Source organism: Rhizobium sp. CB3090 (genome assembly GCF_029714285.1).
GTDB lineage: Bacteria > Pseudomonadota > Alphaproteobacteria > Rhizobiales > Rhizobiaceae > Rhizobium.
This window is the reverse complement of record NZ_CP121663.1, coordinates 543,296-561,931: the sequence shown is the minus strand read 5'-3', so window position 1 is coordinate 561,931 and position 18,636 is coordinate 543,296. Positions and strand designations below refer to the sequence as shown.

The window sequence follows — 18,636 nt, the reverse complement described above, 5'->3', positions numbered from 1 at the left end:
GCGAAAGCTAGGGCGCGAACTTGCCCGCGGCAAGTTGCACTGCACTCTGCAATATTGCCGGGTCGCGCCATGCCCATTTCGCCAATAGCCCGAGCTGCGGTAGGCGGCGGCGCCGCAACTGTCGTGCCTGGCTCCACAGTGCCTGCTTGCGGGCGCGGTTTTTGTAGATGCGAATGGACGCGATGTCCTGCGGGCGGCGCGAAAAACGCTGTTCCAGCGTGTTAAGAGCTGTCCAGGTATTGAATTGCTGGCGCAGGAACTGCGGTGAATCGTTGTCTACGCTGTGAAAGATATTCATGCCCTCGCCGCGCAGCGCGCCGGTATCTTCACAAAGCAACACGCGTTTGGCCGCCAGGATGCAGTCGCAGAAGAACAACACATCCTCTGCCGCCAGCCGCAAAGCGGCTTCGAAGCGGATTTTCTCGAACAGCGGCCGGCCGATCAGCATGCAGGAGAGATGCAGAAAGCTCCAGTCCTTCAGCATGACGCTGGCGATATCGGGAATTTCGATTAGCGGCGGCGTTTGGGAGAGACGGGTGGCATTCACCGATTTCGCCAGTTCCGCCATGCTGAAATGATAGAAAAACTCCTCGCCGCCATCGATCGAGTCCCAATAGCAATCGGCATCGTGCCGCGTGAGGGCCTCGAAAGCGTTGCCGAGATGTTGCGGCGCCCATTCGTCGTCGGAATCGAGGAAGGCGACGAAGCGGCTTGAGGCCGGCACGTTATCGAGGCCGGTATTGCGTGCGCCACCCGGTCCAGCATTGGGCTGACGGATGACCCGAATTCGCGCACGGTCTTCCTCGCTAAGCGATCGAAGCTCGTTTTCCGCCGGAAGCGGCGATTCATCGTCGATGATGAGAATATCGAAATCCTGAAACACCTGCTTGGATATCGACGTCAATGCACGTTGCAGAATGCCTGTCTGCCGCTGGTAGAAAGGAATAATAATCGTAATTGACGCCATTTTCTCGCCCTTGTGGTTTCAACAAAGAGTTTCCGGCCCCCTTTGCGGGGACGCAGCCATGCGCTTTTTCGACAATCTCCATCGCTGAATTTCAGTCGGCCCCTAAAGGCAGGTTATCGTCGTGGCCTCAACAGTTAGGGCCCGTTCGGTCGCGAGCAATGCTAGATAGCGCCTTTTATCGAGCGCGGTGCGTTGCCATGGTTGGCATTCGTGACCGTTTCTCAGCAGCCGACCGATGTTTCCCGTCTTTGTCGTCGTCCTCACCGTTGGCAGCAGAGCGTCGTTTTGTTGACCGAGGGCACGCTTGTCCCGCAAGTTTTTGGAAGTCGTCGGCTTACTCAGGATATCGAAGATGAAATATCAACCTTTAGATGAGTTATCTTATTCGTATTTTCTCAATAAGCTTGTATTGTCGCCCTATTTTGATCATGATTGGCGGGAGCATCTGCGGCACCGCAAAAAAATCCTCGGCCAGTGGAAAAAAATTTGGTGCGGCTAAAGCGTGCAATTCCATGCCGCCTCCCGAATATGATATCACTCTTAAATCCATTTAATACCAAATACCTATACGGGCACTAACCCGATTGAGTTAGATTTTTTTCTCTCTTTTTGTCGTCGGATGATGGGTCCCAGGGCGCGCGAATCCCGGTTTTTTGCTGCAGTGCCATATTTCCTTTCGGGAGATCGCCCTAGCTTACGTCTGCGGGCTCTAGTCTGCGCTGGTTGAAACGGCTGCATGGGGGAGCAGTCTGAAAAAGGGGTGACAGATATCGTGAATGTGACTGCCAACGTGTCTTCGCGGATCAATGTCATGCGCATAGCTGCCGCCATCACCCTGACGGTGCTGCCTAGGACCAACAGCATGGCGCGTTCCGCCCCGCCCTCCTTCTACAATCTGCTGACCGGCAGCCGCATGCGGCCGCACGCTGAAGCTCTGGCTGTCGGCGGCCGATGGGTGATCTCCGAGTAAAGGTGACATATGATGAAACAGATCTTTCATTCGCTAAGACCCAGCTTCGTTTCCTTTGCCCTTTTGAGCACGGCCCTCATCCCTTACGCGGCCTTCGCGCAGGAGGATCAGCCGAACGGTAAGTCTTTCGTCGATAATTTCGACAAGATCGACAGCGGCCGTTGGTACATCTCGGACGGCTGGAACAACGGCTCGTTCCAGAACTGCACGTGGTCGAAGAAGCAGGTCAGTGTCGAGGGCGGCCTGCTTCAGCTTCAATTCACTCAGGCTAAGACCGGCCAGCGCGACTATGCCTGCGGCGAGATCCAGACGACCAAGACCTATGGCTACGGCACCTACGAGGCGCGTTATCGCACAGCGGCCGGTTCCGGCCTCAACTCCGCTTTCTTCACCTATATCGGTCCGACCGACAAGAAGCCGCATGACGAGATCGATTTCGAAGTGCTCGGCAAGAACCCCGCACAGGTTCAGGTCAATCAATATATCGGCGCTAAAGGCGGCAATGAGAAACTCGTCCCGGTCGCGGGCGGCGCCGATCAAGGCTTCAACGATTATGCCTTCGTCTGGGAGAAAGACCGGCTGCGCTATTACCTGAACGGCAAGCTCGTTCAGGAAGTGACCGATCCATCGAAGATCCCGACGCATGCCCAGAAGATCTTCTTCAGCCTTTGGGGCACGGATACGTTGAGCGGCTGGATGGGCAAGTTTGCCTATGGCGGCGCACCGGCGACCATGCAGATCGATCGCGTTGCCTTCACGGCAGCGGGCGATAAATGCCAATTCCCGGAATCGATCGCCTGCAAGCTCAACTGAAACGTTTCGGCTGCGAAGCGGATTTCGCGGCCGGAACAATGAACCCGATGCAACACGAACGAAACGAGGTGCCTGGCTTGCCGCCGGGCACGAAAGCGAAAGTTTTCATGCTGCATATTCTTTATTTCGTCCACGATCTCGCCGATCCCGCCATCCGCAGGCGGGTGCTGATGCTGCAGGCGGGTGGGGCGAAGGTGACGCTGGCGGGTTTTCGGCGCGACGACAACGCGCTGGCCGCCATTCATGGTGTCGAGCCGATCGAACTCGGTCGGACGCGCGACGCGCACTTCGCGCAGCGTATCGCTGCCGTTGCCAAGTCCGCCCTGCAACTGCGTGGACTGCTGCGCTCGGTCGAAAAGCCGGACGTGATCATCGGCCGCAATCTTGAAATGCTGGCCGTGGCCAACCGCGCCAAATCCCTCTTCGGCGGCAATATGCCCGTTATCTACGAATGCCTCGACATTCACCGGCTGCTGCTGCGCAAGGATGTCTTTGGCGGCGCCCTTCGTGGTGTGGAGCGCCATTTTGGCACCGACGCGGCATTGCTGCTGACCAGTTCGCCGGCCTTCGTCGAGCATTATTTCCGCCCTCGCTCCGGTCTCGACCTCCCGATCGTCCTTCTCGAGAACAAGGTCTTGGCGATCGAGGATCTCGGGGCCGAGATTGCCCGCGCTCCCCGATCGCCGGCCGACGGCGAGCCCTGGAAGATCGGCTGGTTCGGCGCGCTTCGGTGTCGCAAATCGCTGGAATTGCTCGCTGAATTTTCGCGCCATATGGAAGGCCGCTTCGAAATCATCTTGCGCGGCCGCCCTGCCTATTCGGAATTCAGCGATTTCGACGGATTCGTGCGCGATGCGCCTTTCATGCGCTTCGGCGGTCCTTACAAGAATCCCGAGGACCTCTCAGCGATCTATGGCGAGGTGCAGTTCTCCTGGGCGATCGACTTCTTCGAAGAAGGGCTGAATTCCAGTTGGCTGTTGCCGAACCGTCTTTATGAAGGCGGCCTGCATGGCGCGGTGCCGATCGCTGTCGATGGCACCGAGACCGCGCGGTTCCTGGCAAAGCGGAAAATCGGACTGGCACTCGAAAAGCCGGATGCTGCACACTTGGTTGCTCTCTTGGGCGACATGAACAGGGAACGTTACCTCGCCGCTTTCAATGAGTTGGCCGCGCAGGACCGCAGGCAATGGATGACTGATCGGGCCGAGTGCCGAGGACTGGTGCAGCGGCTGGCTTCCCTTACCCGCGCCGAGCAAACCGCCGAATTAAAGGCCTCCCCACAACTGCATCGCAATAGAGGTGGATTGCAATGAAGACCGGAATGCCCATGGATATGCGTTGCTTGATCGTTATCCCCTGCCTCAATGAAGAGAAACATATCGAGCCGCTGATTGCCAAGCTTGGCCGCGCTCTGGACGAACTTGATGCCCGCATCGTGGTTGCCGACGGCGGCAGCACGGACAGAACCCGCGACATCGTCAGGGAGATCGCCGCGGCCGATCCGCGTATTCTCCTCCTCGACAACCCGAAGCGGCTGCAAAGTGCTGCGATCAATCTCGTGGTCGAAACCCTGGGCAGTGACTACGACTATCTCATTCGCATCGATGCCCATGGCGACTATCCCGGCGACTATTGCCAGATACTGGTGCAAGAGGCCGACGTGACTGGAGCGGATTCCGTTGTGGTTGCCATGCGCACCATGGGCTTCAGCGCCTTCCAGAAGGCCACGGCGGTGGCGCAGAATTCAAAGCTCGGCAATGGCGGATCGAAGCATCGCGAAGGCGCCAAGGGGCATTGGGCCGATCACGGCCATCATGCGCTGATGCGTATCGCTGCCTTCCGCGCGGTCGGCGGCTACGACGAGGCCTTCAGCCACAACGAAGATGCCGAGCTCGACTATCGCTTGCGGAAGGCAGGTCATCGCATCTGGCTGACCGACAAGACGGCAATGACCTATTATCCACGCTCCAGCATTCCGACGCTTTTCCGGCAGTATCTCGGCTATGGCCGCGGTCGTGCCCGCAACATCCTAAAGCACCGCAGCATGCCGAGCATCCGCCAGATGCTGCCGTTGGCCGTGGTGCCGATCTTCGTCGGCGCATTTCTCGCGATCCTCAATTGGATCGCGGTGGTTCCGATCGGCCTTTGGGCTTTCGCTTGCGTGGCCTATGGCTTCTGGATCGCGCTCGGCGAGCGGAACCCGTATGGGCCTCTCGCTGCGATCTCGGCCATGGTCATGCATTTTGCCTGGTCTATGGGTTTCTGGATGGAAGTCTTCAGCTTCCGAGCGCGCAGGGCGATATCATCCCACAGAACCGGGAGCATCGCCCCGTGAGGATCGATATCGCCGTCTGCACCTATCGCCGCGCCGAACTGGACCAGACACTGTTGTCGCTGGCGGTCCTGACCGTTCCGGCAGGCACTAGCGTCCGTATCATCGTTGCCGACAACGACGTGACGCCAAGTGCGCGCGACCGCGTCGAAGCCATGCGTTCGGCGGTGCCTTTCGAGATTGCCTATGTGCATTGCCCCGCTTCGAACATTTCGATCGCCCGCAACACCTGCCTCGAGCATTCGACCGGCGATTTCGTGGCCTTTATCGACGATGACGAGACCGCGTCCGAGGATTGGCTGGCGGAATTGCTGGTGACGGCGGACACGACAGGGGCCGATGCCGTTCTCGGCCCCGTCCGCGCCGTCTATCCGAACGTTGCGCCCGCCTGGATGCGGCGTGGCGACTTCCATTCGACATTGCCAGTCTGGGTCTCGGGCGACATCCGCACGGGCTACACCTGCAATGCGCTGCTGCGACGCAACGCGCCGTCGCTTGTCGGCCGTCGCTTCAACATCACGCTGGGGCGCAGCGGCGGCGAGGATACGGAATTTTTCGCCCACATGCACAGGGCGGGCGGAAAGATCGCCTTTGCCGAGGACGCCTTGGTCTACGAACCCGTGCCGAACGGGCGGGCGACGCTTGCTTGGCTTACGAAGCGACGTTTTCGCATGGGGCAGACGCATGGGCGGATGCTTCTGGAGACCTCAGCCGGTCTTGGCCGGTGGAAGGCAATCGCGCTGGCCGCCACCAAATCCGGCTATTGCTTTGCCGCCGCTGCGCTTTCAGCCGCTTTCCCTGTGCCGTGCCATCGCTACGCCCTGCGCGGCATCATGCATGCCGGCGTTGTCAGCGGCCTGCTCGGTGTCCGCGAAATCGAACAATACGGAAATTTGGAGAAAGCACCGCAATGACGGATTTCATCCCTGATGTCAGTTTCGTCATCGCAGCCTACAACGCCGAGGATACGTTGGAGCGCGCCATTGACAGCGCGCTGGCGCAAGGTGCCGTCAGCATGGAGGTCATCGTTGTCGACGATTGCTCCAGCGACAACACCCCGATCATTGCCGGTAACCATCCCGATCCCCGGGTTCGACTGGTCGCCATGCCCCGCAACAGCGGTCCCGCCGCCGCACGTAATGCCGGCCTTGACGCCGCCCGCGGCCGTTGGGTTGCCATACTTGATTCCGACGACGCACTGCGCCCGGATCGCATGGCGCGGCTGATCGCACGAGCCGAAAAGGCCGAAGCCCAGATCGTCGTCGACAACCTCGATATCATCAGAGGACAGGATGAGGCCGCGAGCGCGATGTTCCCGGAAGCTGTGCTCGCGAGGGTGCCGGTTCTGACGCTGACGAAGTTCATCGCCTCGAACATGATCTTCCGCGCCGAGCACAATTTCGGCTACATGAAGCCGGTCTTCGAGCGGGCCTTCCTTGAAAAGCATCACCTGCGCTTCGACGAAGCCCTCAGGATCGGCGAGGACTATATTTTCCTCGCCTCCGCACTGGCCAAAGGCGGCGTCTGCGCCGTCGAGCCGATGGTCGGCTATCTCTATTACATTCGCGAAGGCTCAATCTCGCGGGTATTGAAGCGGCAGGATGTCGAAGCGATGATTACCGCCGACCGGAAGTTTTTCGCCGGACATCATTTCGGTGCCGCCGCTCTTGCCGCCCAACGGCGCCGCACGCGGAATCTGAAAGAAACACTGTCCTTCCTGATGCTTGTCGAAAGCATCAAGGACCGCTCCTTGCCGAACGCGCTGAAAATCGCCTGCCGCGATCCACTTGCGGTTCGTCATTTGAGCATGCCGATCGCAGCCCGCCTTCGTCGCTTAGCTGCCGTTTTTCGCGATAGCGGCGAGGCAACCGTCCTTGGGGACGGCGGCCAAGTGGCTGCAGCATCCCCTATCTCCCCCTCCCTCCCGAGTTTGGGCGCAGGCCCTCACTCTAACAAAGGATAGAGCTATGGACCCTAAGCATCCTGTGAGAAAAGCAATCATTCCGGTTGCCGGCAACGGAACCCGCTTCCTGCCCGCCACCAAGGCGATGCCCAAGGAAATGCTGACGATCGTCGATCGTCCAGTGGTGCAATATGCCGTCGATGAAGCCATCGAGGCTGGCATTGAGCACATCGTCTTCGTCACCAGCCGCAACAAATCGGCAATCGAAGATCATTTCGACGACACGCCGGAGCTTATCTCCTCGCTGCATAGGGCGGGCAAGACAAAGCAGGTCTCCGAACTGGAACGGCTTCTGCCGCCCGCCGGCTCGATCAGCTTCACCCGCCAGCAGGCGCCGCTTGGCCTCGGCCACGCCGTATGGTGCGCTCGAGACCTGATCGGCAACGAGCCGTTTGCGCTGCTGCTGCCCGACATGGTCTGCCATGGCCTGCGCGGCTGCATGGCCGGGCTGATGGAGCTTTACGACGAAGTCGGCGGCAATATCGTCGCAGTCGAGGAATGCGCGCCCGAAGAAACCTCGAAATACGGCATCATCGGCCGGGGAGCGCCGGTTCGCCACGGCTTCGGCGTGACCAAAATGGTTGAGAAGCCGCATCCGTCCGAGGCACCTTCTAACTTTTACCTCAATGGGCGCTATATTCTCCAGCCCGAGATCTTCGACATCTTGGCGCGGCAGGAGCGCGGCGCCGGCAACGAGATTCAATTGACCGACGGCATGCTGCGCCTATCTCAAACACAGGCCTTCCATGCCCAGGCTTACAGCGGAAAGACTTTCGATTGCGGATCGAAGCAAGGCTTCATCGAGGCGAACGTCGCCTTCGCGCTGGCGCGCGCGGATATTGGCGGTCTGGTCTACGACTCGATCCGAAGCCTGGTTCTCTCGCACGAAGCGCAGATGACCGCAGCTTAAATCGCGTCACACTTTCGCCTGCGGCTTTGATCGCCGCAGGCGAGAGCCGTTATTCATTCAGGCTTCTCCGACAAGGTGGTCGCCATGCATCAGAAGAATTTCACCTTCCACAGCGCTCTTCCGAAAGACGAGCAGGATGGTTTCATTGACCTGGACCGGCTGATGGCGGTCATCACCCGTCGTATCCGCACCATTCTTACCGGCGTGGTCATTTTCGTCGGATTAGCGGTCGCCTATCTGGTGACCGCGCCTTCGACCTATACGTCTGCGACGCAGATATTGCTCGATGAAAACATGACGAAATATGCGGAGGATCAGCCGCCGCCGACCAGCAGCCAGCAGGCCGATATGGAAATCGCCAGCGCTGTCGAAATCCTGAAGTCCAACGAGATGGCATTGCGCGTCGTGGATGCGGCCGGCCTTGTCGACAATGACGAGATCCTCAACCCGCCGCAATCGCCGATCGCTCTGGTCAAATCAGGTATAAAGCTGATTGCCAGTGCCTTCAAACCGGCAAAGCCGCCGCTGACGGCTGAAGAGGCACGTCAAGCGCAACGCCAGAAAATCGCCGCCGCATTGCAGGACGATCTGAAGGTCGAGCGCGTCACCCGCAGTTCCGTCGTCTCCGTATCGTTCGAGTCGACCGATCCGCAATTGGCCGCCAAGGTCACCGGCGCCTATGCCGACGCCTATCTGACGGATCAGCTCAACGCCAATTTCGATGCGACCGAACGGGCGTCCGTCTGGCTGCAGGAGCGGCTGAACGACCTGCGCGAGCGCTCGCAACAGGCTTCGCTCGATGTCGAAAAATACAAGGCCGACAACGGGTTGACCTCGACTGGCGGCGAGCTGATGTCGGAGCAGCAGATTTCCGATCTCAACAAGCAGTTGATCATCGCCCAGGCCGATACCGCCAGCGCCTCGGCGCGCTACTATCAATATAAATCGATCATCGATCAGGGCCCGGACAATGCGGTGAAAAACGCGACGATTTCGTCCAGCCAGACCGACAACAGCGTGCTGCAGGATCTGAAGACGCGCTATCTCAATGTGCAGAAGCGCGAGCAAGACGTGACGCAGAATTTTGGCGCCAATCATCCCCAGGCCGTAGCGCTTAGGGCGGAGCGCGAAGACATCACTCGGCAAATCTATCAGGAACTCCAGCAACTGACGGCGAGCTACAAGAACGAGTTCGACGTTGCTCAGTCGCGTGCGGAGTCGCTGCGCAACAGCATCGAGGGCGTGGTCGGCAAGAATTCCGAGGCCAATAAATCCCTTGTGCGGTTGAATGAGCTTAATCAGAAAGCGACCGCCCTGAAGACGCTCTACGAATCCTATCTCAGCCGCTATGAAGAGGCATCGCAGCAGCGCTCGTTCCCGATCGCCAAGGCGCGTGTCATCTCCACCGCCGGCGTTCCGACCGCGCCGTCGAGCCCGAAAAAGACGCTCGTGCTCGCACTTTCGATCGTACTCGGCTTCATGGCCGGTGGTGCCTTTGCTGCGCTTCAGGAATTCCGTGATCGCTATTTCCGGATCGAGGCCGATGTGCGGGCAGCACTCGGACTTAAATTCCTGGGTTATCTGCCGCTGCTCGGCCAACAGGCGTTCGACAAGAAGAAAGCTCGCAGACAAAAAGCCGGACCGGCGACGGCCGAAGAGGCCGAGAACGGTGTCGCTTTCGAGCGGATCATGCGTGTCTCGGTCGAGGCTCCACGCTCGATATTCGCCGAAACCTTGCGCAACGCCAAGCTTGCCAGCGATGTCATGCTGCAGGGACGAGACAACCGGGTGATCGGCGTCGTCTCGGCACTCCCCGGTGAAGGCAAATCGACAACGGCAGCCAATTTTGCCGCCCTGCTCGCAAGCAGTGGCAAGCGCACGCTGCTGATCGACGCCGACCTGCGCAATCCTGGTTTGAGCCGGATGCTGAAGTCGCCGCCGCAGACAGGCCTTATCGAAGCGGCGCTCGGCGAAGTCCCCTGGGCAAGTGCCGTCAGGGTCGATCCGCGCACCAAACTTGCCATTCTGCCTGTGGTACTGCGGGATCATCTGCTGCACACCAGCGAACTCCTGTCTTCGCAGGGCATGCTGAACCTGATGGAAAGCGCGCGGAAGATGTTCGACTACATCGTCGTCGACCTCGCGCCGCTGGGACCGGTCGTCGACGCCAAGGCATTCGCGCCGCAGGTGGACGCCTTTCTGCTCGTTGCCGAATGGGGTGCGACGCCGACCAATCTCGTCAGGGATCTGCTCGAACAGGAGCCGCAGATCAATTCGCGCGTTCTTGGCGTCATCCTCAACAAGACGGACATGTCGGAACTGTCGCGCTACAGCGACTTCGGCGGCACGGAGCGCTATCGGCAGAAATACACCAGCTACTACACCGAGGAGCGGCCGAAGGTGGAGATCGACGCCTAATGCATGTCGCGCAAAAGTGTACGGCGGTTTTGCGAAAGCGACATGCAAAAACAAAGAGCGTGGGAGCGAATCTGAGAGATCGCGACGAGCTTTAAGAGCAGCGGTTTCCGTCCGGAATTGCGTCAAAACAATAGGATAGAGCGGTTCAGCGCTTCCGTAAGCATTGAACCGTTCTGAGTTTCCCTATGCTTTCGACGTCCTGGCACCGGCGCGTGCCAGGACGTGTTCGCGCCAGATTGTGAAGATGCCTGCAGCCACGACAATGACGGCACCGATGATCATGTTGATATTGAGGGTCTCTCCGAAGACCGACACGCCTATGATCGCCGAGAAGACAAGCTGCAGATAGGTGAGCGGCTGAATCACGACCGCGTCGAGAAGGTCATAGGCGCGGATGAGAAAATAGTGACTCGACATGCCGGTGAGGCAGAGCACGCCCAGAAAGGCCCAGTCATACGGCGCAACCGGTGTCCAGAAGAACGGTCCGATGCAGCTCATGGCAATCGCCCCGACGACGCCGGTATAGAAGAAGCTCGTCATGGCGGAGTCGTCATGGCTGACATAGCGGGTGATGACGACATAAAGCGAAAATAGCAGAGCACCGGCAAGCGGCACCAGGAAACGAATGTCGAAAAAGCCGCTTTCCGGCTTCAGGATCAGCAGCACGCCGGTAAAGCCGATGCAGATTGCCAGCCAGCGCCGCCAGCCGACCTTTTCGCCAAGGATCGGCACGGACAGCAACGCCACCATCAAGGGTCCGGATGAGAAGATCGCCTGCGAACGGGCAAGACCGACAATGACGAAGGACGAGATGGCGACGACGATCTGCGAGGCGAGCAGCAGCCCACGGGCGACCTGCAGGCGCGGCCGTCTGGTGCGGATAGCGACAGGCAATCCCCCCGGTGAGCGTGATGCCAGCGCCACGGCAAAGAGCATGAAGGCCCAATAACGGATCATCGCCACGAAGAGCGGCGGATAGACACTTACCAGATGTTTTGAGATGCCGTCCTGTAGGGCGAATATGCTGATCGCCAACAGCGTGAAGACATAACCGGCAGTATTGGATTTCATTTCGGCTCGAAGGAAGGATGGTATGCGGCTCGGAGGCGGCGGCCGAACCGACGCCGCCGGTCACCATAGGCTATTCGATCTTTCGATCATAGGCTTCGGCACATGCTTCACTACACGAAATATGTCGATCAGCTCTTTTGCGTGCTTTCGACAAAAGCGGCGAAACCTTCGATGAAGATGGCGAGGCTTTGCTTCACTTTCTCGTCGACAATTTTACCGTCCGCATCGAAAACGCTGCCGGCACGCGAAACCATCAGCCGGCCGCCGAACCAGGGATGGGTGCCAAGTGTGCGCAATACGGGCAGCCAGGCGGTCTGGCTGAGGACCGTGCCGAAATTGCCGGGCGAGGCGCCGAGAACGGCGACGGGTTTTGCACGGAAGATGCGGGCAATATCGCTGGATGGCCGGCTCATCCAGTCGATCGCGTTCTTGAAGACGCCGGGAAGCGAATTGTTGTATTCCGGCGTGAACAGGATTAGGCCATCGGAGGCTGCGGTAAGTTCCTTGAGCTCGCTCACCGTCTCCGGAATACCCTCGGCCGCCTCGATATCGGCGTCGTAAAGCGGGACACCGTGGATGGTCCTGGCGATGAACTCAACGCCCGGCGGCGCCAGTTCGACGGCGGCGTTCAGCAGTGCCGTGTTGAAAGAGCCCTTGCGAAGGCTGCCCGATATGCCCAGAATTCTCATCGCGTTCCCCTTAAGGATTAGATGGGGAGAGATCTATGGTTCGGTGCCATTCGTCAAGGGCTGGTAACCGTCTGAGCGGATCGCTCCGCACAAGCGTTTCGGTAATAGGGATATCGCCGCCCTCACACCGCGATGAAGACGGTGCCGTCTTCGACCTTGACTGGATAGGTCTTGAGATTGACGCAGACGGGGGCGCCCTTGGCCTCGCCGGTGCGATAGTCGAAGCGGCCGTTGTGCTTGGGACATTCGATGATGTTGTCCATCACCAGCCCGTCGGCGAGATGGACCTGCTCGTGCGTGCAGAGACCGTCGGTGGCGAAATAGTCGTCTTCCGGACTGCGATAGACGGCGAAGGTTCTGCCGCCATGGTCGAAGCGCAGGACGTCCTCCTCGTCGATCGCATCCGCCGCACAGACCCTGATCCAGTTGCCGCTCATTCCTGCCTCCCTGTATATGCCGTTGTATGTGCCGTTCCTGGCTGTTGTTATCGTTTGCTGTTCTTGCCTGTCGTTATTGCGCTGCTTCGGCCAGCGTCGCGTGGAATTCCTCGCGATAGGGCCGCGCCGTCGGCGGCAATTCCCGCTTCAGGAAATAATCTTCATTGCGCAACTGCCGCAGGAAGGCCGGGATCATTTCGCGGTAGCCCGACCAGATCGAGGGATTGGGCTTCGGCAGATCGTGTTTGATCATCGCATGCAGCTTCGGCAGCGCATGATAAGGCACCATCGGGAACATGTGGTGTTCGACATGGTAGTTCATGTTCCAATAGATGAAGCGGCTGATCGGGTTCATCAGCACCGTGCGGCTGTTCAGCCGGTGGTCGGTGACATTGTCGGCCAAGCCGCCATGCTGCAGCAGGCCGGTCAAGACATGATGCCAGGCGCCATAAAGCCGTGGCAGGCCGATCAGCACCAGCGGCAGGAGCGAACCCATATAAAAAGCGGCGGCGATGGTGGCGACATAGATCGCCAGCCAGATGCGGGCGATGCGGATCGCCTTCGGCTGCTCCTGTTCGGGAATGAAGGTCTTCTCAGCGGCGCTGACGATGCCGAAGGCATTGCGGATCATGTCGAGCATCGCATGGAAGACATCGACGATGCCGAAGAAGTTCAGGACGAGCCGCAATAGATCCGGCGGCCGCATGACGGCGATCTCCGGATCGCGGCCGACGATGACGGTGTCGGTGTGGTGGCGGGTATGGCTCCAGCGCCAGGTCACCGGATTGCGCATGATCATGAAGCAGGCGATCTGATAGACCGCATCGTTCATCCAGCGGGTCTTGAACGCCGTGCCGTGGCCGCATTCATGCCAGCGGCTGTCGGAGGCCGAACCGTAAAGCACGCCATACGCCAGGAAGAAGGGGATGGATAGCCAGGAGCCCCAGAAAGCGATGCCGAGGCCGGCCAAGACCGCCATGCTGCCGAGCCAGACGATCGTGTCGCGGATGGCGGCCTTGTCGGAGCGCTGCATCAGCGCCTTCATCTCCTTGCGGGCAATGTCGGTATGATACCACTCGGCCGCCGCCAGCCCGGTTTCGACCGCCTGCCGGCTGCTCGGGCCGAGCAGGCTGTAATCGCGCTTGATGATCTCGGTCATTGCTGTTCCTGCCTCCCGCGATGCGCAAGTGCCGCACCGCCTCAGATGTCAGCAGGATAGGTCGAGTTTTCGCTTGCCTCAATGCGGCGATGATGGAATCTATCATATTCCATCAATCCCCCATCTCATTCATGATGGAATACCTCAGGACCAACCATGCGCCGACCAACCATTTCCTTCAGCGTCTGAGCAATCGATGGCGCCCGGAAATCGGCCTGAAATCAGCTCCATGGACAGCAAACGAGGTTCGGCGAGTGGCGGATCAGGCAAATTCTTCCCTTTGACATTTATGTTTGGGAAAATATCGGAATGATAGAATTCTATCATTTAGAGCGAAACTCTTCCCGCGCCTGACATCGCTCAGGCGACTCGTCGCCATATTTTGGGGAGCGATCACAGCGCCCATTCGCCAAAATGCATGTGCCCGAAAAAATCCCAAAATTTTTTCGGGAACCTTTTTCTCCCAACTCCATCCAATGGCTAGTTCCGACACGGGACAAACGGATCGAAGGACGACATTCCATCCAATATTCGCTCCGGATTAGCCACGAACAGGAGAGAAATCATGTTTAAACCGATTCTGACTGCGGCATTCCTGCTCGGCCTCGCCGGCACCGCGGCAATCGCCGCCGAGACAAAAATCACCGATCCCCAAATCGCCCATATCGCCTACACCGCCGGACAAATCGACGTCACCGCTGCCGAGCAGGCACTGAAGAAAAGCAAGAATCCGGAGGTCATCGACTTCGCCAAGACCATGGAGCGCGACCACAAAAGCGTCAACGAGCAGGCATTGGCGCTGGTCAAGAAACTCAAGGTCACGCCTGAGGACAATGACGTCAGCAAGTCGCTGAGCGCGCAGGCCAGCCAGGAACTGACCAAACTCGGTGCATTGAACGGCAAGGCCTTCGACAAGGCCTATATCGAAAACGAAGTAGCCTATCACAAGACGGTCAACGAGGCGCTCGCCAAGCAACTGATCCCATCGGCAAAGAACGCCGAACTCAAGTCGTTGCTGGAGACCGGCCTTACGCTCTTCAAAGAACATCAAATGCACGCGGAACATCTTGCCGCGACGATGAAATGAACCGGCAATGAGCGCGATGAATAGAAAACATGCGCTCGCAGTCGTCGCGGGGTTGCTGGCAATGACGGTCAGCACGGCAGCAAAGCCAGCCGAATATCAAATCGCCATAGCGAATATGAAATTCGGCTCCCCGCCTGCGACGCTACACGTCGGCGACGTGATCGTCTGGCGCAACGATGATATATTCCGCCATACTGCCACCGCGCGCGACGGCAGCTTCGACATTGACCTTCCGGCGAAGTCGCAAGGCAAGATGACGATCGAGCGCGCGGGAACGGTGAAATTTTACTGCCGCTTTCATCCGATGATGACCGGAGAGCTGGATGTGCAGCCGTGAGGATAAAGAGGAGCCGAGATGATTGCCGTCCCCGCCGCAGCCAAGCGACATCGACCGGATCCTTCAATCTACTCGGAAGCCGAACTCATCGCTCGCGCCAAGGCGGGCGATGAGGATGCGATCAGGATCATTATTCAGCGCAACAATCAGCGCCTGTTTCGAACGGCACGCGCCATCGTCGGCAACGATGCGGAGGCGGAAGATGTGGTACAGGCAGCCTATGTGCAGGCATTCATCAATCTCTCGGCTTTCCGTGGGAACTCAAGAATGTCGACCTGGCTGACGAGGATTGCGCTCAACGAAGCGTTCGCCCGCGTGCATCGGAGACGCGATTTTACCGGGCTTGAGGAGATCGACATGCAGAACAAGACGTCCGGCGGCGGTTTGTTGCACTTTCCCTCCTCGCTGGGGTCAGCCGATCCGGAGGCTGAACTGGCGCGAAATCAGACGCGGCATTTGCTGGAACACGCGGTCGATGCCCTGCCCGCTGAGTTCCGCACGGTCTTCATTTTGCGCGATGTGGAAGGCTTCAGCACGGAGGAGACCTCATCCCTTCTCGGCATCAAGCCGGAGACAGCCAAGACGCGGCTGCACCGTGCCCGTAAAATGATGCGGCTCTCGATCGAAAAGCAGTTTTCCGGGGCGTTCTCCGCCCTCTTTCCCTTCGATGGAGCCCGCTGCGCCGACATGGCCGACCGAGTGGTTACGGCGCTCCGCGCAATACAGGCCGGGAAAAAGGACGCCTCCATCCCATCGCCAGGCGGAACCACGTTCTAATTATTTGCCCGAGGGCCTGGGTGTCGCATGATGTCTGCCGAGGAATGTCATTTCCTCGTGCCGCACCTTGTTCTCGTCATCCAGAATCACACGCCATATCCGGTTGCCCAATCGCAGGGATAGGCGCCTCGTCCCCTCATGATCCTCTGTGCCCACCTCTACAGAAGAGGTGACGGAGCCGCGTTGCATGTAGCGGCGAAATTCGGCCAGCGACAGGCCGAACCGATCGGCGATCTCAATGGAATCAACGATAAAATCGCCATTTTGCGCGCGCTCGACAAACATTGCTTTACCCTCTTCGCCACAGACGCACTCATATATCAAAACAAAATAGAGAACGATCTTTTATTGTTATTCTCGAAACAGAAATTATAGTTGCGCCGCGAGCCGCTCCGATGGCTCGTATCGAGCGTGGAAAGCGCCGTTGCCCTTCAATCCACGCGCATCTCGACGAGACCGCCCAAATCCGCAAAAGGCATATATGTCAATGATCAAGGACTTCAGAACGATCGCAGCCGCCAACGGGATCGCAGGCGACACTGCCTTCGGCGCCGTAAACCCGCCACTTTATCTGTCGAGCAACTTCGCGTTTCGAGAATTCGAACATTCGCAGGCCTATGAATATTCCCGGACCTCCAATCCCACACGCGATCTCCTCGCCGATACATTGGCAAAGCTGGAAGGCGGTGCCGGGGCTGTCGTGACCTCATCCGGGATGGCTGCCGTCAATCTTGTCCTTTGTCTGCTGAAGCCCGGTGACCGGGTGATCGCGCCGCATGATTGCTATGGCGGAACCTACCGATTGCTCATCGCCTTGAGAGACAAGGGCCATTTCCACGTGGAGTTTGTCGATCAAAACAACGATGAAGCGCTGACCGCCGCCATGACTCGCGGCGCGGCCCTGGTCTTCGTTGAAACGCCGAGTAATCCGCTCATGCGCATCGTCGATATCGAAGCCGTTGCCCGGCATGCGAAAACCGTGAATGCGCGGCTGGTGGTCGACAATACCTTCCTGTCGCCAGCGCTGCAGCGGCCCATTGCCCTTGGTGCGGATTTCGTCATCCACTCGACGACGAAATATCTCAATGGACATTCCGATGTCGTCGGTGGCGCCGTGGTGGCGGCAGATTCAAAAGACATCGAGGATCTGAAGGGCTGGGCGAACATGATCGGCGTGACGGGATCACCCTTCGATTCCTATCTCACCCTTCGCGGCATCCGCAGTCTCTTTGCGCGCATCGAGCGGCAGCAGACGACCGCTGCAGCCGTCGCCCGGTTCCTCGCCGAGCGCCCGGAGGTCAGCGTCGTCCACTATCCCGGGCTAACCAGCCATCCCGGGCATGAACTGGCAGCGCGGCAACAACTCGGCTTCGGCGCCATGCTGAGCTTTGAGCTCAAGGGAGGAATCGAAGCCGTACGCCGCTTCGTGGCAGCACTGACGGTCTTCACTCTGGCCGAATCCTTGGGCGGCGTCGAAAGCCTCATCGCCCATCCGGCCAGCATGACCCATGTCGGCATGGGCGAGGAGGCGCGCCGTGCTGCTGGCATCAGCGACGGATTGCTGAGAATGTCGGTCGGCCTGGAGGCCGAAAAGGACCTGCTGTCGGATCTCGCGTTCAGTCTGGCAAAAATCGAATAGTTTGCCGATGGTGGCGACAGCCCCTACGGCGCTCGCAACTTTGCGGCAAACGCAAATCTCGGCACGATCGAGACAAGCTGGGCAGACAAAAGCGATACCACCGAAATCAACGCCAGAAAGCCTCCGATGTAGATCAACGGGGGCACATGATCGCTGTTGACGAAGTGAGCGTATATTTCCGTAAAGCCTCTATGACACATATAGATCGGATAGGATAGATAACCGAGAAATATGCCAAGCGGCTGAATTGTCTCCGGAATTTCCAGGAATGTCCCGGCGAGGACGATAAGCGGCGAAATGACGATGCAGAACAGCAACGCAAATTTCAGCGAATAGATCGGCAGAAACAGCAGGCTGAAAATCAAGAGAATCGGCAGGAGCGCCAAATAAGTGACGGTGGGCGGCCTGGCTTTCTGAATCCTGAATATGATCATGCCGACGACGAAGGAGAAAAAGACGCGCGCCATTCCGCCGTCGACCGATCGCCATTCCCAGCCGAGGTCGAGGGACCTGTGCGCCGAGACCGATGCAACCAGGCAGGCAAGCGAAACCGCCGCGAGAACAGCCAGATATTTCGTTCTCATCCTGAAAAGCATCAGAGCAAATACCAGATTGACGAGCAGCTCCCAAAACAGCGACCAGGCCGGTCCGTTCAAAGGGTATAGCGGCCACAAATCCGTTGCGGATCTCGTCAGAAAGCTCGGGGACGGCAGCATGAATACGGTCGAGATCAGGCTTGCGAGCAAATCGCCGATAGTGTCGTTCGACGATTTCCAATGGGCGAGCAGTTGCACCAGTCCGAAGAAGGTTCCGAGCAGGAACAACGGATAGAGGCGCGCGTATCGGGCTCTCATAAAGGCTTTCAGCGGCATTCCGCCAGCGAGCTTTTCACTATAGGCCCTCGCAATGACAAAGCCGCTGAGGACGAAGAAGAAATCAACTGCGACATAGGCCAAAGGCGCATAGGGTCGTTGAAGGTGATAGACAACGACCGCAAATGCCGCCAGGCCGCGCATCGCGTCCAACGATGCATATCGATGGCTCCGACCCTGAGACGGGCGTTGCGG

The 18,636-nt window shown here is 58.7% G+C and carries 19 protein-coding genes; 12 read left to right on the top strand and 7 right to left on the bottom strand.

Features of this window, described 5'->3' with window-relative positions; all coding sequences use genetic code 11:
* Positions 1–7: 7 nt before the first annotated feature.
* Positions 8–967 carry a glycosyltransferase family 2 protein gene (locus QA646_RS21355; RefSeq protein WP_283060244.1) on the bottom strand — a complete coding sequence of 320 codons (960 nt, stop codon included), beginning with the start codon at positions 965–967 and terminating at the stop codon, positions 8–10.
* A 760-nt stretch (positions 968–1,727) separates the two neighbouring features.
* Between QA646_RS21355 and QA646_RS21350 the strand changes: the two genes are divergently transcribed.
* The 8 genes from QA646_RS21350 to QA646_RS21315 all read left to right on the top strand — a co-directional run bounded on the left by QA646_RS21350 (position 1,728) and on the right by QA646_RS21315 (position 10,373).
* On the top strand, positions 1,728–1,937 hold the full coding sequence (locus tag QA646_RS21350; RefSeq protein ID WP_283060243.1) for a hypothetical protein: 210 nt from the start codon (positions 1,728–1,730) through the stop codon (positions 1,935–1,937).
* Positions 1,938–1,946: 9 nt separating this feature from the next.
* The gene (locus tag QA646_RS21345) at positions 1,947–2,750 is read left to right on the top strand and encodes a glycoside hydrolase family 16 protein (RefSeq protein WP_283060242.1); all 804 of its coding nucleotides are present in this window, start codon (positions 1,947–1,949) and stop codon (positions 2,748–2,750) included.
* A gap of 107 nt (positions 2,751–2,857) precedes the next feature.
* Positions 2,858–4,063 carry a glycosyl transferase family 1 gene (locus QA646_RS21340; RefSeq protein ID WP_283060241.1) on the top strand — a complete coding sequence of 402 codons (1,206 nt, stop codon included), beginning with the start codon at positions 2,858–2,860 and terminating at the stop codon, positions 4,061–4,063.
* Positions 4,060–5,085 (top strand): glycosyltransferase family 2 protein, encoded by a 1,026-nt coding sequence (locus QA646_RS21335; RefSeq protein WP_283060240.1) that lies wholly within the window; start codon positions 4,060–4,062, stop codon positions 5,083–5,085. The genes QA646_RS21340 and QA646_RS21335 overlap by 4 nt, the downstream gene beginning before the upstream one ends.
* Positions 5,082–5,996: a glycosyltransferase gene (locus QA646_RS21330; RefSeq protein ID WP_283060239.1), complete on the top strand. Its 915-nt coding sequence runs from the start codon at positions 5,082–5,084 to the stop codon at positions 5,994–5,996. The genes QA646_RS21335 and QA646_RS21330 overlap by 4 nt, the downstream gene beginning before the upstream one ends.
* A complete protein-coding gene (locus QA646_RS21325) occupies positions 5,993–7,045 on the top strand; it encodes a glycosyltransferase family 2 protein (RefSeq protein ID WP_283060238.1) in 1,053 nt (350 codons plus the stop codon). Before QA646_RS21330 ends, QA646_RS21325 begins: the two co-directional genes overlap by 4 nt.
* A 4-nt stretch (positions 7,046–7,049) precedes the next feature.
* Positions 7,050–7,955, top strand: a complete 906-nt coding sequence (locus tag QA646_RS21320; protein WP_283060237.1) for a UTP--glucose-1-phosphate uridylyltransferase — start codon at positions 7,050–7,052, stop codon at positions 7,953–7,955.
* Between the two features lie 84 nt (positions 7,956–8,039).
* Complete coding sequence (locus QA646_RS21315; protein WP_283060236.1) at positions 8,040–10,373, top strand: polysaccharide biosynthesis tyrosine autokinase; 2,334 nt, start codon at positions 8,040–8,042, stop codon at positions 10,371–10,373.
* 183 nt (positions 10,374–10,556) lie between these two features.
* Here QA646_RS21315 and QA646_RS21310 read toward each other — a convergent pair whose 3' ends face one another.
* The 4 genes from QA646_RS21310 to QA646_RS21295 form a co-directional block, all read right to left on the bottom strand.
* A complete protein-coding gene (locus QA646_RS21310) occupies positions 10,557–11,444 on the bottom strand; it encodes a DMT family transporter (RefSeq protein ID WP_283060235.1) in 888 nt (295 codons plus the stop codon).
* 128 nt (positions 11,445–11,572) lie between these two features.
* A complete protein-coding gene (locus QA646_RS21305; RefSeq protein WP_283060234.1) occupies positions 11,573–12,133 on the bottom strand; it encodes an NADPH-dependent FMN reductase in 561 nt (186 codons plus the stop codon).
* A 122-nt stretch (positions 12,134–12,255) separates the two neighbouring features.
* Positions 12,256–12,570 (bottom strand): MocE family 2Fe-2S type ferredoxin, encoded by a 315-nt coding sequence (locus QA646_RS21300; protein WP_283059089.1) that lies wholly within the window; start codon positions 12,568–12,570, stop codon positions 12,256–12,258.
* A gap of 73 nt (positions 12,571–12,643) precedes the next feature.
* Positions 12,644–13,729, bottom strand: a complete 1,086-nt coding sequence (locus QA646_RS21295) for a fatty acid desaturase family protein (protein ID WP_283060233.1) — start codon at positions 13,727–13,729, stop codon at positions 12,644–12,646.
* Between the two features lie 565 nt (positions 13,730–14,294).
* Here QA646_RS21295 and QA646_RS21290 point away from each other — a divergent pair.
* Genes QA646_RS21290 through QA646_RS21280 form a run of 3 tightly spaced genes read left to right on the top strand, consistent with a single transcriptional unit; the run spans position 14,295 to position 15,930 of the window.
* Positions 14,295–14,816, top strand: coding sequence for a DUF4142 domain-containing protein (locus QA646_RS21290; protein WP_283060232.1), 522 nt, complete (start codon positions 14,295–14,297; stop codon positions 14,814–14,816).
* 7 nt (positions 14,817–14,823) lie between these two features.
* On the top strand, positions 14,824–15,153 hold the full coding sequence (locus tag QA646_RS21285) for a cupredoxin family copper-binding protein (RefSeq protein ID WP_283060231.1): 330 nt from the start codon (positions 14,824–14,826) through the stop codon (positions 15,151–15,153).
* 18 nt (positions 15,154–15,171) lie between these two features.
* Positions 15,172–15,930, top strand: coding sequence for an RNA polymerase sigma factor (locus QA646_RS21280; protein WP_283060230.1), 759 nt, complete (start codon positions 15,172–15,174; stop codon positions 15,928–15,930).
* On the opposite strand, the gene QA646_RS21275 is transcribed toward QA646_RS21280, so the two are convergent.
* A complete protein-coding gene (locus QA646_RS21275; protein ID WP_283060229.1) occupies positions 15,931–16,215 on the bottom strand; it encodes a DUF6522 family protein in 285 nt (94 codons plus the stop codon).
* A gap of 196 nt (positions 16,216–16,411) precedes the next feature.
* Here QA646_RS21275 and metB point away from each other — a divergent pair, with 196 nt between their 5' ends.
* A complete protein-coding gene (gene metB, locus QA646_RS21270) occupies positions 16,412–17,569 on the top strand; it encodes a cystathionine gamma-synthase (protein WP_283060228.1) in 1,158 nt (385 codons plus the stop codon).
* Between the two features lie 23 nt (positions 17,570–17,592).
* On the opposite strand, the gene QA646_RS21265 is transcribed toward metB, so the two are convergent.
* The gene (locus tag QA646_RS21265; protein ID WP_283060227.1) at positions 17,593–18,594 is read right to left on the bottom strand and encodes an acyltransferase; all 1,002 of its coding nucleotides are present in this window, start codon (positions 18,592–18,594) and stop codon (positions 17,593–17,595) included.
* Between the last annotated feature and the right edge of the window lie 42 nt (positions 18,595–18,636).

Coding starts and splice junctions, on each gene's coding strand:
- QA646_RS21355 (WP_283060244.1), bottom strand. CDS start 967: ATGGCGTCAATTACGATTATTATTCCTTTCTACCAGCGGCAGACAGGC.
- QA646_RS21345 (WP_283060242.1), top strand. CDS start 1,947: ATGATGAAACAGATCTTTCATTCGCTAAGACCCAGCTTCGTTTCCTTT.
- QA646_RS21340 (WP_283060241.1), top strand. CDS start 2,858: ATGCTGCATATTCTTTATTTCGTCCACGATCTCGCCGATCCCGCCATC.
- QA646_RS21335 (WP_283060240.1), top strand. CDS start 4,060: ATGAAGACCGGAATGCCCATGGATATGCGTTGCTTGATCGTTATCCCC.
- QA646_RS21325 (WP_283060238.1), top strand. CDS start 5,993: ATGACGGATTTCATCCCTGATGTCAGTTTCGTCATCGCAGCCTACAAC.
- QA646_RS21320 (WP_283060237.1), top strand. CDS start 7,050: ATGGACCCTAAGCATCCTGTGAGAAAAGCAATCATTCCGGTTGCCGGC.
- QA646_RS21315 (WP_283060236.1), top strand. CDS start 8,040: ATGCATCAGAAGAATTTCACCTTCCACAGCGCTCTTCCGAAAGACGAG.
- QA646_RS21310 (WP_283060235.1), bottom strand. CDS start 11,444: ATGAAATCCAATACTGCCGGTTATGTCTTCACGCTGTTGGCGATCAGC.
- QA646_RS21305 (WP_283060234.1), bottom strand. CDS start 12,133: ATGAGAATTCTGGGCATATCGGGCAGCCTTCGCAAGGGCTCTTTCAAC.
- QA646_RS21300 (WP_283059089.1), bottom strand. CDS start 12,570: ATGAGCGGCAACTGGATCAGGGTCTGTGCGGCGGATGCGATCGACGAG.
- QA646_RS21295 (WP_283060233.1), bottom strand. CDS start 13,729: ATGACCGAGATCATCAAGCGCGATTACAGCCTGCTCGGCCCGAGCAGC.
- QA646_RS21290 (WP_283060232.1), top strand. CDS start 14,295: ATGTTTAAACCGATTCTGACTGCGGCATTCCTGCTCGGCCTCGCCGGC.
- QA646_RS21285 (WP_283060231.1), top strand. CDS start 14,824: ATGAGCGCGATGAATAGAAAACATGCGCTCGCAGTCGTCGCGGGGTTG.
- QA646_RS21280 (WP_283060230.1), top strand. CDS start 15,172: ATGATTGCCGTCCCCGCCGCAGCCAAGCGACATCGACCGGATCCTTCA.
- QA646_RS21275 (WP_283060229.1), bottom strand. CDS start 16,215: ATGTTTGTCGAGCGCGCGCAAAATGGCGATTTTATCGTTGATTCCATT.
- metB (WP_283060228.1), top strand. CDS start 16,412: ATGTCAATGATCAAGGACTTCAGAACGATCGCAGCCGCCAACGGGATC.